The following is a 12,031-nucleotide window of genomic DNA, read 5'->3' as shown; positions in this document are numbered from 1 at the left end:
GGGCCTGGGCGAGCGCCCTCACCCGGTCGCGGAAGGCGGCCTGGGACTCGGTGGTCGGATCGCTGGAGGTGGACACCGGGCAAGTGTCCCCGGAAGGTCAGCCCAGCGCGCGCTCGAGATCACCCAGGAGGTCCTCGACGTCCTCGATGCCCACGCTCAGGCGCACGAGGTCGTCGGGCACCTCCAGCGCCGATCCGGCCGTGGAGGCGTGGGTCATCCGGCCCGGGTGCTCGACGAGCGACTCCACCCCGCCCAGGGACTCCCCCAGGGTGAACACCTCGGTGCGCGCGCAGACCTCCAGGGCGGTCTCGACCGACCCGGTGCGGAACGCGACCATGCCGCCGCCGCGCCGCATCTGCCTCATCGCGACCTCGTGGCCGGCGTGCTCGGGCAGCCCCGGGTAGAGCACCGCGGTCACCTTCGGGTGCTCGAGCAGCCAGGCCGCGATCCGCTCGGCGTTGTCGCAGTGCCGCTCCATCCGCACCGCGAGGGTCTTCAGGCCGCGCAGCACCAGCCAGGAGTCGAACGGGCCGGCGATCGCGCCCATCGCGTTGTGGTGGAAGGCGATGGCCTCGGCCAGGCCGTCGTCCTGCCCGACGACCAGCGCGCCTCCGACGACGTCGGAGTGGCCACCGGCGTACTTGGTGGTGGAGTGCACGACGACGTCGGCGCCCAGGGTGAGCGGGTTCTGCAGGTAGGGCGTGGCGAAGGTGTTGTCCACCGCGAGGCGGGCGCCGGCGGCGTGGGCGATCTCCGCCGTGCCGGCGATGTCGGCGATGGTCAGGAGGGGGTTGGTCGGCGTCTCGGCCCAGACGAGCTTGGTGCGCCCGGGCTGCACGGCCGCGCGGACGGCGTCCAGGTCGCCGAGGTCGGCCGGGGTGTGGTCCACGCCCCAGCGCGAGAGCACCTTGGAGAACAGCCGGTACGTGCCGCCGTAGGCGTCGTCGGGGATGACGACGTGGTCGCCGGGGTCCAGCGCGGCGCGCAGCAGCGTGTCCTCGGCCGCGAGGCCGGAGGCGAAGGCGTAGGCGCTGGAGCCCCGCTCGATGGCCGCCAGGCACTCCTGGAGGGCGTCGCGGGTCGGGTTGCCCGAGCGGGAGTACTCGTAGCCGCCGCGCAGGCCGCCGACGCCGTCCTGCTTGTACGTGGAGGCGACGTGGATGGCGGGCACGACGGCGCCGGTGGCCGGGTCCGGCTCGGAGCCGGCGTGGATGGCGCGGGTGGAGAACCCGGCGTCCGCCCACTGCGCCGGCGCCGTGCCGCCGGACTCCTCGACGGAGCCGCTGAGCGGGACCTGGCCTGGCGTGCTGGGCTGCTCGATCACCCCTCGAGCGTACGACCCCGCCCCGGGTCGCCCGGGTCGGGATGCCCTGGGCGGCGTCCGGCGTTGCACCCTGCAGACGACCTCAGGAGGGGCACATGGCTCTGTTCACCCGCTCACCCAAGACGACGATGGTCTCCCGCGAGGACGCGCTGCCCGGCCACGAGGCGCGCCCGTTCTCGGTGCCCGCCCGCCACGCGGTGCTCGGCACGCCGCTGGAGGGCCCGTGGCCCGAGGGCACCGAGGTGCTCTACGTCGCGATGGGCTGCTTCTGGGGCGCCGAGCGCACCTTCTGGCGCCAGCCCGGCGTGGTGACCACCGCCGCGGGCTACATGGGCGGCTACACCCCGCACCCGACCTACGAGGACACCCTCACCAACCGCACGGGCCACACCGAGACGGTGCTCGTGGCCTACGACCCGGCCGAGACCTCGGCCGATCAGCTGATGCGGGTCTTCTGGGAGTCCCACGACCCGACGCAGGTCATGCGCCAGGGCAACGACGTCGGGACGAGCTACCGCTCGGCGGTCTACTGGACCACGGAGGCCCAGCGCCAGGCCGTGGACGCCACGCTCGACGCCTTCACCCCGCGCCTGCGCGAGGCCGGCTACGGCGAGGTGGCCACCGAGCTGCGCCCGGCCAGCGACGCCGGCCCGTTCTACTACGCCGAGGACTACCACCAGCAGTACCTGCACAAGGTGCCCAACGGCTACTGCGGCATCGGCGGCACCGGCGTGACCTGCCCGGTCGGCGTCGTCGGCGCCTGACCCCCTGGCGCCTCGCGGCGCCTCACGAACCGGTCGCCCCGGACGAGCGCGTGCCCCGCGCGGTCCGGGGCGGCTGCGCGTCCGGGCCCGGGCGGCCTCCGGGCGGCGTCCCGGGCGGCGTCCGCTCGGCTCCGGCGCACGCCCGTGGGCGGATCTGCACCCGCTCCCGACGCGCACGGGGTGGCCCCGTGCCCTCCAGACGGGCACAGGGGCGCCCCGCGCTCAGGAGGGGGGTGCGTCGGGCGGGCGCGGCTCAGGAGGCGCGGGGCGGCATCGCCAGGCGCGGCATGAGCACGTGCAGCAGCGGGCCGATCGCCAGCGCGTACGCCAGCGTGCCCACGCCGACGGTGCCCCCGAGCGCCCAGCCGGCGGCCACGACGAGCACCTCGGTGCAGCCGCGCACCACGCGCACGGAGCCGCCGGTGCGGGCGACCAGGCCGGTCATCAGGCCGTCGCGGGGGCCCGGGCCGAGCGCGGCGCCGACGTAGAGGGCCGTGGCCACGGCGTTGAGCAGGACGCCGCCGGCGACGTACCCGGCCGCCGCCGCGGCGCTGGAGGCGGCCGGCAGGACGGCGAGGGCGGCGTCAACCCCGGCGGCGATGAGCAGGACGTTGCTGATCGTGCCGATCCCCGGGCGCACGCGCAGCGGGATCCAGGCCAGGAGCAGCAGGACGCCGGTCACCAGGGTCACCGTGCCCAGGCTCCAGCCCAGCTGGAGCGAGGCGCCCGTGTGCAGGACGTCCCACGGCATCGCGCCGGCGTCCGAGCGCACGAGGAGCGCCATCGAGACCGCGAACAGCGCCTGCCCCACGACGAGCCGGAGCAGTCGGTGGGGCATCGACCAGCTGGGCACCCGGCCAGCCTGCCGTGTGGCGCGAGCGGCCCCCGCGACGGCCGGCGCGGAGGCGCCGCGCGTCACCGGAGGAGCTGGGCGGTGAAGGGCGACGAGGGCAGGGTGGCCTGGCCCCAGTCCTGGCGCGAGGCGGGACCCGGGCGGGTGCCGTAGCCGTCGTGGGCGACCGCGGCGGCGAGCCAGGCGCAGGAGACGAGGAGGACGAGGGCGAGAACGGCGAGAGCGACCATGGCTCTATCTTCGGCGCCAGGTGGCCTTCTCATCAGAGGCCAATCGTGGAATGATGGCCTGATGGTGGCCCCAGTGGACCGACCCGCGCCCGGCAGCCCCGGCATCACCGCCGACCGGCTCTCCACGCTCATCGGGCGCGACACCCTCACGCCCCCGCTCAACGCGAGCCTGGCCCACGCCGTCCGCGCGCTCGTGGCCGACGGCCGGGTGCCGGTGGGCGCCCGCCTGCCCGCCGAGCGCGAGCTGGCGGCGGCGCTGCAGGTCAGCCGGGTGACGGTCTCCGCGGCGTACCGGCGCCTGCGGGACGACGGCTGGGCCGGTGCCGCCCAGGGCTCGGGCACGTGGACGCGACTGCCGGACAGCAGCGGCGTGGTCGCCGCGTGGATCCCCGGCGCCGCGCGCGAGGGCCTGCTCGACCTGTCCTACGCCGCGCCGCCCGGCCCGCCCGAGGTCGTCGACGCCTACGCGGCCGCGCTGTCCGCCCTCCCCCGTCACCTGCCCGGCCACGGCTACGCCCCCGAGGGCCTGCCGGACCTGCGCGCCCGGATCGCCGAGCGCTTCACCGCCCGGGGGCTGCCCACGACGCCGGAGCAGGTGCTCGTCACCCTCGGCGCCAGCGGCGGGATCACCGCGGCGCTGCGGGCGCTGGCCGGCCCCGGCGAGCGCGTGCTCGTCGAGCACCCGGTCTGGCCCAACGCCCTCGACATCATCGCCATGCTGGGCGCCCGCCCCGTGCCGGTGCCCGTCGAGCACGGCCGCACCGACGCGTTCGTCACCGCGCTGCACCGCGCGGCCCGCCAGACCTCCGCCCGCGCCGCCTACCTGGTGCCGGACTTCTCCAACCCGACCGGCGTGAGCCTCACCGAGGGCGACCGGCGCCACCTCGTGGTCAGCATGCAGCAGCAGGACGTGACCGTCGTGGCGGACGAGACGCTCGTGGACCTCCCCCTGGAGGGCCAGGAGGTGCCGCCCCCGCTCGCCGCCTCCGGCCGCCCCGGCGCGGTCGTCACGGTCGGGTCGCTGAGCAAGTCGGTCTGGGCCGGCGTCCGGATCGGGTGGCTGCGCGGGGAGCCGCCGTTCCTCGCGCGGGTCGCCTCGGCCATGTCGCGCGACCACGGGTCGCTGTCGCTGCTGGACCAGCTCGCCGCCTGCGTCCTGCTCGACGGGCTGGACGCCGGCCTCGTGCGCCGGCGGGCCGAGCTGCGCACCCAGCGCGACGCGCTCGTGGCGGCGCTGGCCCGGCACCTGCCGGACTGGACCGTCCCGGTGCCCGCGGGGGGGCTGTCGCTGTGGTGCCAGCTGCCGGAGGGCACGTCGTCGTCGGTGCTGGCCGACGCCGCGGAGCCGCTGGGGCTGCGCCTGGCCACCGGGTCGCGCTTCGGCACCGGGCACGCCTTCGACGACCGGCTGCGGCTGCCGTTCACCCACGCCGCCCCGGTGCTCGAGGAGGCCGTGGAGCGCCTCGCCGCCGCGGCCCGCGGCGCCCGGGGCTCCGCGCCGCGCGCGGCGGCCCCCCTCGTGGTCTGAGGCGGGCCGCCGGGCGGCACGGCGTCAGCCGGCGAGGTGGGCCAGCAGGTCGGCGCGGGTGACCACGCCGGCGGGCTTGCCGTCGACCGCGACGAGGACGGCGTCGGCGTCCTTGAGCGCCGCGCGCAGGTCGTGCACCGACTCCCCCGCCCCCACGAGGGGCAGCGGCGCGTCCATGTGCTGGCCCACCGGGTCCGTCAGCTTCGCGGCACCGGTGAAGACGGCGTCCAGCAGGCCCTTGTCGGTGACCGAGCCCGCGACCTCCCCGGCCATCACCGGGGGCTCGGCGCCGACCACGGGCATCTGCGAGACGCCGTACTCGGCGAGGATCGCGATGGCGTCGTGCACCGTCTCGGTGGGGTGGGTGTGGACGAGCGCGGGCAGGTCGCCGGTCTTGCGGCGCAGGACGTCGCCCACGGTGCCGCCCTCGGCGTCCTCGGCGTCGAGGAAGCCGTAGGAGCGCATCCACCCGTCGTTGAAGATCTTGCCGAGGTAGCCGCGGCCGCCGTCGGGCAGGAGCACGACCACGACGTCGTCCGGGCCGAGCGTGCGCGCCACGCGCAGCGCCCCGACCACGGCCATGCCGCAGGAGCCGCCGACGAGCAGGCCCTCCTCGCGGGCGAGGCGGCGGGTCATGGCGAAGGACTCGGCGTCGGAGACCGCGACGATCTGGTCGGGCACGGACGGGTCGTAGGCGGGCGGCCAGATGTCCTCCCCCACGCCCTCGACGAGGTACGGGCGACCGGTGCCGCCGGAGTAGACCGAGCCCTCCGGGTCGACGCCGACCACGGTGACCGGGCCGCTGTCGCGCTCGGCCGAGGCGTCCTTGAGGTAGCGGCCGGTGCCGGTGATCGTGCCGCCGGTGCCCACGCCGGCCACGAAGTGGGTGAGCCGGCCCTCGGTGTCGGCCCAGATCTCCGGGCCGGTGCTGGCGTAGTGGCTGGCCGGGCCGTTGGGGTTGGAGTACTGGTCGGGCTTCCAGCCGCCGGGGATCTCGCGCGCGAGGCGGTCGGAGACCGAGTAGTACGAGTCCGGGTGGTCGGGGGGCACCGCGGTGGGCGTGACGACGACGCGCGCGCCGTAGGCCCGCAGCACGTCGATCTTGTCCTGGCCGACCTTGTCGGGGCAGACGAAGACGCACGAGTAGCCCTTCCGCTGGGCCACCAGCGCGAGCCCCACGCCGGTGTTGCCCGAGGTCGGCTCCACGATCGTGCCGCCGGGCTGCAGCTCCCCCGAGGCCTCGGCGGCCTCGACCATCCGCTCGGCGATCCGGTCCTTCACGCTGCCGCCCGGGTTGAGGTACTCGACCTTGGCCAGCACGGTGGCGCTGATCCCCTCGGTCACCCGGTTCAGGCGCACCAGGGGGGTGCCACCGATGACGTCGACGATGCTCTCCGCGTACTTCACCCCACCATCCTCCCAGGCGCCGGTCGCCCGGTCGCTGCCGGATGATGGGAGCGTGGCCGAAGCCGTCGTCGTCTCCGCCGTCCGCAGCCCGATCGGGCGCGCCTTCAAGGGCGCCCTGGCCGGCACCCGCCCCGACGACCTGACCGCCCACGTCGTGCGCGCGGCGCTGGACGCCGTCCCGCAGCTCGCCCTCGACGACCTCGACGACCTGCTCGTGGGCTGCGCCGAGCCGTCGGGCGAGGCGGGCGGCAACCTGGCCCGGGTGGTCGCCGTCCTGCTCGGCGCCGACCGCCTGCCCGGCGCCACCGTGAACCGCTTCTGCGCCTCGAGCGTGCAGACCACGCGGATGGCCTTCCACGCGATCCGCGCCGGGGAGGGCTCGGCGTTCGTCTCGGCCGGCGTCGAGGTGGTCTCGCGGTACGCCGCCTTCGCCGGCGCGGGGCAGAGCGGTGAGGACTTCCTCAACCCGGTCTTCGCGCCGGCCCGCGAGCGCACCGCCGCCCGGGCGGCCTCCGGGCGGGCGTGGAGCGACCCCCGCGCGCGCGGCGAGCTGCCCGACGTCTACGCGGCGATGGGGCAGACCGCGGAGGACGTCGCCTCCTGGACCGGCGTCTCGCGCGAGGAGCAGGACGCGTGGGCGCTGACCAGCCAGCAGCGCGCGGCGGCCGCCGCCGCGGCCGGCGCCTTCGCCGCGGAGATCACGCCGGTGCCCACCGCCGCGGGGCTGCTCAGCGCCGACGAGTCACCGCGCCCGGGCACCACCGCGGAGGGGCTCGCCGCGCTCGCGCCGGTCTTCCGCGAGGGCGGGACGGTCACCGCGGGCAACTGCTGCCCGCTCAACGACGGCGCCGCGGCCCTGGTCGTCATGTCCGACGCGCGGGCCCGCGAGCTCGGGATCACCCCGCTGGCGCGGGTGGTCGCCACCGGCGTCTCGGCGCTGAGCCCGGAGGTCATGGGCCTCGGGCCCGTGGAGGCCTCCCGCCAGGCGCTGGCGCGGGCGGGCATGACCATCGACGACGTCGACCTCGTGGAGATCAACGAGGCGTTCGCGGCGCAGGTGCTGCCCAGCGCGGCGCAGCTCGGGGTGGACCTGGACCGGCTCAACGTCCACGGCGGCGCGATCGCCCTGGGCCACCCGTTCGGCATGACCGGCGCCCGGATCACGACGACCCTGCTCAACGCCCTGGCCCGCCGCGACGGCGCGGTCGGGCTGGAGACGATGTGCGTCGGCGGCGGCCAGGGCATGGCCGTGGTCTACGAGCGGCTGAGCTGAGGCTCAGAGCGCGCGGCGCAGGGCGGTGAGCCGCTCCGCGAGGCCCTCCAGCGCCGGCGCGGCGGCCGGGTCGTCCTCCGGCAGCGCGGCCAGGGCGTCGGCGGCCAGGACGGCGAGCTGGTCGCCGAGGGCGGACGGGGACAGCGCCGGCACGGGACGCCGCACCCGCCCCTCGGCGTCCGCCGCGGCGTCGGCCAGGTGCTGGAGCACCGGGCGCACGCGGTCGGCCGGGGCGACGCCGTCCGGGCCCGGACGCGCCGACCGGGCGGGACCGAGCGCGGCCAGCCGGGTGAGGACCCGGTCCAGCTCGCGCCCGACCCGCCCGGTCGGCGTCGTGGGCTCAGCGATCACGCGACGGTGGCGTCACTCGCTCCCGCGGAGGATCGCGATGATCCGCAGGAACTCGATGTAGAGCCAGATGAGCGTCACGGCCAGGCCGAACGCCGCCGTCCAGGCGTAGCGCTGCGGGATGCCGTTGCGCACGCCCTGCTCGATGAAGTCGAAGTCGAGCACGAGGGACAGGGCGGCCAGGACCGCGCCGACCGCGCCGACGAGCAGCCCGAGGGCGCCCGTGCGGAAGCCCCCGCCCGCGCCGAACATCATGAAGACGAAGTTCACGAGGCAGAAGACGGCGTAGCCGAGGACCGCACCGAGCATGATCTTGCGGAACCGGGGCGTCGCCCGGATGGCGCCGCTGCGGTACAGCGCGAGCATCACGCCGAAGGTCGCGAACGTGGCCAGCGCGGCCTGCACGGCGACGCTGGGGCCGTCGATCCGCGAGTCGATGATCCAGCTGATGCCACCCAGGAACAGGCCCTGGAAGGCGCCGTAGGCGAGGATCAGCGCAGGCGAGGGCTCGCGCTTGAACGCGTTGACGAGGCCGAGGACCAGGCCGACGATCGCACCGATGATGGCCAGGCCCGGGTTCATCCACCCGAAGACCCCGCCCACGAGCACGGTGCCCAGGACCATCGCCGTGCGCATGACGACGTCGTCGTAGGTCATCCGGCCGGTCTGGGCCGGGCTCGCCGCCGGGGCGGCGTACAGGTCCTCCAGCGAGGGCGACGGCGCGGTCGTGGTGGACCGGTCGTCGAAGCCTGCGTAGCCACCGCGCTTGAACTGCGGAGCGTTGCGCAGAGCCGGGTTGTTGCTCTCCATCGACGTCCTTCCGACGCGAGACCGCGGGCGAGGTGCCGCGGGTGTCCCTAGGGTAATGCCTTCGTAAAGGTTCGTCATTCCCGCCACCCCGTCCGGCAGCCGGCGACCCGTGTCGATCATGGAGCAGCCAGGGGTTCGGGGGCACCCCCACCCCGGTCTTCTCCATGATCGGCGCAGAGGAGGCGGCGGGAGCCGTGCGGTGGTGCCCCCGGCGGGGTTCGAACCCGCACTGAGGCGCTTTTAAGGCGCCTGCCTCTGCCGGTTGGGCTACGGGGGCGGCTGCGGAGGGACCCGCGGACGCCGCGAGGGCCGCGCCGCAGCGTGCGGCGCGGCCCTCGGGCACTGCGGTGGTGCTGGTGGTGCTGGTCGTTCGGGGGCCGAGGATCAGGCCCCGGCCGCCCCGCCACCGGCCGGGCGCGGCGCCGGCGGCTTCACCGCGGAGGAGACGAACTCCTCGCGCGGGCGCTCCAGGCGGCCGAGGGCCACCGTGTCGCGGCGGAACGCGGCCTGGCCGACCCAGTCGAGCAGCACCCGGAACTTGCGGTTGAACGTCGGGATCGCCATCAGGTGGTAGCCGCGGTGCATGAGCCACGCCGGGACGCCCTTGACCTTGACGCCGTAGATCGTCGCCACGCCCTTGCCGATGCCCAGGGAGGCCACCGAGCCGGCGTACTTGTGCTTGTACTCGGCCACCGGCTCGCCGTGCAGGACGGCCACGATGTTCTTGGCCATCTGGCGCGACTCGCGCACCGCGTGCTGGGCGTTCGGCGCGCAGAAGCTGCCGGGCTCCTTGGTCAGGTCGGGGACGGCGCACGCGTCGCCGGCGCCCCACGCGCCCTCGACGATGCCGTCCTCGCCGGCCACCCGCAGGTCGGCGCGCACGGTGAGGCGGCCGAGCTTGTCGAGCGGCAGGTCGGTGCTGCCGAGCACCGGGTTGGACTTCACGCCGGCGGTCCACACCACGGTGTCGGTGTCGAACTCGGTGCCGTCGGACAGGACGATGTGCCCGCCCTCGCAGGACTTGAGGAAGGTCTCCAGGCGGCAGTCGATGCCGCGCTCGCGCAGCTGCTGCAGCGTCCAGGCGCCCATCTCCGGCCCGACCTCGGGCAGGATCCGGTTCAGCGCCTCGACGAGGACGAACCTGATCTCGGACTGGTCGATCGTCGGGTGCACCTTGACGGCGTCGCGGACGAGGTCCTCGAGCTCGGCCAGCGCCTCGATGCCGGCGTAGCCGCCGCCGACGAAGACGAAGGTCAGCGCGCGCTCGCGGGCCGGGCCGCGCAGGGACGACGCGGCGTCCAGGCGGTCGAGGATGTGGTTGCGGGTGGCCGTGGCCTCCTCGACCGTCTTGAAGCCGATGGCCGTCTCGACGAGGCCCGGGATCGGCAGGATCCGCGAGACCGAGCCGAGGGCGATGACCACGTGGTCGTAGGAGACCTCGAACTCCTCGCCCTGCTGCGGCTTGATCGTGGCGACCTTGTCCGCGTGGCGCAGGCCGGTCACGGCGGCGGTCACGACGTCCACGCCCTTGAGGTTGTGGCGGTGCGAGACCACCACGTGGCGCGGCTCGATGGAGCCCGCCGCCAGCTCGGGCAGGAACGGCTGGTAGGTCATGTAGGGGCGGGGGTCGACGAGGACGATCTGCGCCTCGGAACGGCTCAGGCGCTTCTGCAGCCCCATCGCCGTGTAGAGGCCGACGTAGCCGCCGCCGAGGATCAGGATGCGAGGACGACCGTTCGCCGCTGGGGGCGTGGTCTCCAGGGACGTGGTCGCGGTCATGGCAGCAGGGTAGAGAAACCCGCGCGCGCGCGGTGACGCGGGTCACCCCGGAGTCACCCGGACGCTCCTGCGAGGTCCACCGCCCGGGCCACGACGGCGTCGAGCATGGGCTCGGTGAGGCGGCCGGTGAAGGTGTTCTGCTGGCTCACGTGGTAGCTCGCCACGACGTGCAGGACCGCGGGCGGGGCGCCGTCCGGCCCCTCCCCCGCGCGCGCCAGGGCCACCTCGGCCCCGTGCCCGAAGCGCGGCCTCGGCCGCGGCACCCGCCAGCCCAGGCGCTGAGCGCAGGCCAGCGCCGAGCCCCAGGCGAAGCCGCCGAGGGCCAGCAGGACCCGCGGCCGCACCAGGGCCACCTCGCGGTCGAGCCACGGCGCGCACGCGTCGCGCTCCTCGGGGGTGGGGGCGTTGTCGGGCGGGGCGCAGCGCACCGGCGCGGCGATCCGGACGCCGCTCACGCGCTGCCCGTCGCCGGCGCGCTCGCTGCTCGCCTGCACGGCCAGGCCCGCGCGGTGCAGCGCCGCGAAGACCCAGTCCCCCGAGCGGTCGCCGGTGAAGATCCGCCCGGTGCGGTTGCCGCCGTGGGCGGCCGGGGCCAGCCCGACGACGAGGACGCCGCCGGCCGGGTCGCCCCAGCCGGCGATCGGGCGGCCCCAGTACGGCTGGTCGGCGAACGCGCGCCGCTTGGTGGCCGCGACGTCCTCGCGCCAGGCCACCAGCCGCGGGCACGCCCGGCACACCGACACGCGCGCGTCGAGCACCGCGAGGTCGGGCGAGGAGCCTGCGAGCGCGACGACGTCGTCGGGCGTGGCGGCGGCAGGGGTGCCCGGGGCGGCGGGGTCCTCGGGCCAGCCGGTGCCGGGGGGCACCGGGGAGGTGAACGGCTGCCCGGTGCCCGGGTGGGGCAGGGCTCGGGACTCGGGGCCGGCGGGCGCGTCCACCGGCCCCATGCTGCCGCCGTCAGGGCGCGGGCGCCGCCTCGGGGGCCGCCTCGGGGGCCGCCTCGGGGGACGGCGCCCCCACCAGGGCCGGCAGGGTCGGCTCCGGGCGCGGGACGTCGACCGCCGGGCCGCCGCCGTCCGCGTCGGCGCCGACGCGCAGCGGGTAGCTGTTCCAGCGCACCTGGCCCTCGGCGTCGACCGCGGGGCGGTAGTCGCGGGGCTGGCCGCCGGACCAGTCGGTGCGGTTCTCCTCCCCGACCTCCACGGGCCGGCCGTAGTCGTCGAGCAGCTGGACGCCGGTGAGCGGGTTCCCCTGCGCGTCGTAGGGGAAGAGGTTGGAGACCACCTGGCCGTCGACGTAGACGCCCGTGGACGGGGGGACCTCGGAGGTCGTCGTGCTGTAGTCGACGGCGCCCATCGGCACCGGGCCCGCCGCGGAGGCCAGCACCGGCAGGAGCACGATCGCGGCGACCGCGTTGGCCACGACGACGCCGCGCGGCGTCCAGGCGACCGCCGACCAGCGCCCGCGGCCGAGCTCGACGCTGGCCAGCGCCAGGACGAGGAGGACCACCAGGCCGCCGAGGCCGCCGGGCAGGACGCCGGAGGTCATGCCGGTGTCGCCGAAGAGCAGCTGCCAGACCACCCAGGCGCGCGCCAGCCACCAGGCGGGGCGCAGGGTGACCGCGAGGTCGCGCACCCACGGCCACCACCGCTGCCCGCGCACCGCCGCGGCGCTCTCGGCCCAGCCCTGCGCGAGGTCGGCGCGCACGACGGCCA

12 protein-coding genes and 1 tRNA gene are annotated in these 12,031 nt (G+C 76.0%); 3 read left to right on the top strand and 10 right to left on the bottom strand.

Annotation, left to right across the window (positions count from 1 at the left end; translation table 11 throughout):
• Positions 1-97: 97 nt before the first annotated feature.
• A complete protein-coding gene (locus AC5FZL_RS11365; RefSeq protein WP_493618698.1) occupies positions 98-1,324 on the bottom strand; it encodes a cystathionine gamma-synthase in 1,227 nt (408 codons plus the stop codon).
• A gap of 95 nt (positions 1,325-1,419) precedes the next feature.
• Between AC5FZL_RS11365 and msrA the strand changes: the two genes are divergently transcribed.
• Positions 1,420-2,088 carry a peptide-methionine (S)-S-oxide reductase MsrA gene (gene msrA, locus AC5FZL_RS11360; RefSeq protein WP_493618697.1) on the top strand — a complete coding sequence of 223 codons (669 nt, stop codon included), beginning with the start codon at positions 1,420-1,422 and terminating at the stop codon, positions 2,086-2,088.
• A 253-nt stretch (positions 2,089-2,341) separates the two neighbouring features.
• On the opposite strand, the gene yczE is transcribed toward msrA, so the two are convergent.
• Entirely contained in the window at positions 2,342-2,941 is a 600-nt protein-coding gene (gene yczE, locus AC5FZL_RS11355) for a membrane protein YczE (protein WP_493618696.1), read from the bottom strand.
• 62 nt (positions 2,942-3,003) lie between these two features.
• Complete coding sequence (locus tag AC5FZL_RS11350) at positions 3,004-3,171, bottom strand: hypothetical protein (RefSeq protein WP_493618695.1); 168 nt, start codon at positions 3,169-3,171, stop codon at positions 3,004-3,006.
• Between the two features lie 73 nt (positions 3,172-3,244).
• Here AC5FZL_RS11350 and yczR point away from each other — a divergent pair, with 73 nt between their 5' ends.
• A complete protein-coding gene (gene yczR, locus AC5FZL_RS11345) occupies positions 3,245-4,699 on the top strand; it encodes a MocR-like transcription factor YczR (protein ID WP_493618694.1) in 1,455 nt (484 codons plus the stop codon).
• Between the two features lie 24 nt (positions 4,700-4,723).
• Here the strand turns inward: yczR and AC5FZL_RS11340 are convergent, their stop codons facing one another.
• A complete protein-coding gene (locus tag AC5FZL_RS11340; RefSeq protein ID WP_493618693.1) occupies positions 4,724-6,106 on the bottom strand; it encodes a cystathionine beta-synthase in 1,383 nt (460 codons plus the stop codon).
• 52 nt (positions 6,107-6,158) lie between these two features.
• On the opposite strand from AC5FZL_RS11340, the gene AC5FZL_RS11335 reads away from it, so the two are divergent.
• The gene (locus tag AC5FZL_RS11335) at positions 6,159-7,379 is read left to right on the top strand and encodes an acetyl-CoA C-acetyltransferase (RefSeq protein ID WP_493618692.1); all 1,221 of its coding nucleotides are present in this window, start codon (positions 6,159-6,161) and stop codon (positions 7,377-7,379) included.
• Positions 7,380-7,382: 3 nt separating this feature from the next.
• Here AC5FZL_RS11335 and AC5FZL_RS11330 read toward each other — a convergent pair whose 3' ends face one another.
• The 6 genes from AC5FZL_RS11330 to AC5FZL_RS11305 all read right to left on the bottom strand — a co-directional run.
• A complete protein-coding gene (locus AC5FZL_RS11330) occupies positions 7,383-7,730 on the bottom strand; it encodes a hypothetical protein (protein WP_493618691.1) in 348 nt (115 codons plus the stop codon).
• 12 nt (positions 7,731-7,742) lie between these two features.
• A complete protein-coding gene (locus AC5FZL_RS11325; protein WP_493618690.1) occupies positions 7,743-8,537 on the bottom strand; it encodes a Bax inhibitor-1/YccA family protein in 795 nt (264 codons plus the stop codon).
• A gap of 200 nt (positions 8,538-8,737) precedes the next feature.
• Positions 8,738-8,814, bottom strand: a tRNA-Leu gene (locus AC5FZL_RS11320).
• A gap of 107 nt (positions 8,815-8,921) precedes the next feature.
• Positions 8,922-10,316, bottom strand: a complete 1,395-nt coding sequence (locus AC5FZL_RS11315) for an NAD(P)/FAD-dependent oxidoreductase (protein ID WP_493618689.1) — start codon at positions 10,314-10,316, stop codon at positions 8,922-8,924.
• A gap of 53 nt (positions 10,317-10,369) precedes the next feature.
• The gene (locus AC5FZL_RS11310; RefSeq protein ID WP_493618688.1) at positions 10,370-11,263 is read right to left on the bottom strand and encodes a uracil-DNA glycosylase; all 894 of its coding nucleotides are present in this window, start codon (positions 11,261-11,263) and stop codon (positions 10,370-10,372) included.
• Positions 11,264-11,273: 10 nt separating this feature from the next.
• On the bottom strand, positions 11,274-12,031 hold a 758-nt coding region (locus tag AC5FZL_RS11305; RefSeq protein ID WP_493618687.1), incomplete at its 5' end, for a hypothetical protein.

The sequence above is a fragment of the Quadrisphaera sp. DVD1 genome (genome assembly GCF_058932755.1).
The sequence above is the reverse complement of the archived record's forward strand: the minus strand, read 5'-3'. Positions and strand labels throughout refer to the sequence as shown.

Excerpts from the sequence above, each read along its gene's own strand:
- AC5FZL_RS11325 (WP_493618690.1), bottom strand. The coding sequence starts at position 8,537 with ATGGAGAGCAACAACCCGGCTCTGCGCAACGCTCCGCAGTTCAAGCGC.
- AC5FZL_RS11315 (WP_493618689.1), bottom strand. The coding sequence starts at position 10,316 with ATGACCGCGACCACGTCCCTGGAGACCACGCCCCCAGCGGCGAACGGT.
- msrA (WP_493618697.1), top strand. The coding sequence starts at position 1,420 with ATGGCTCTGTTCACCCGCTCACCCAAGACGACGATGGTCTCCCGCGAG.
- AC5FZL_RS11310 (WP_493618688.1), bottom strand. The coding sequence starts at position 11,263 with ATGGGGCCGGTGGACGCGCCCGCCGGCCCCGAGTCCCGAGCCCTGCCC.
- AC5FZL_RS11350 (WP_493618695.1), bottom strand. The coding sequence starts at position 3,171 with ATGGTCGCTCTCGCCGTTCTCGCCCTCGTCCTCCTCGTCTCCTGCGCC.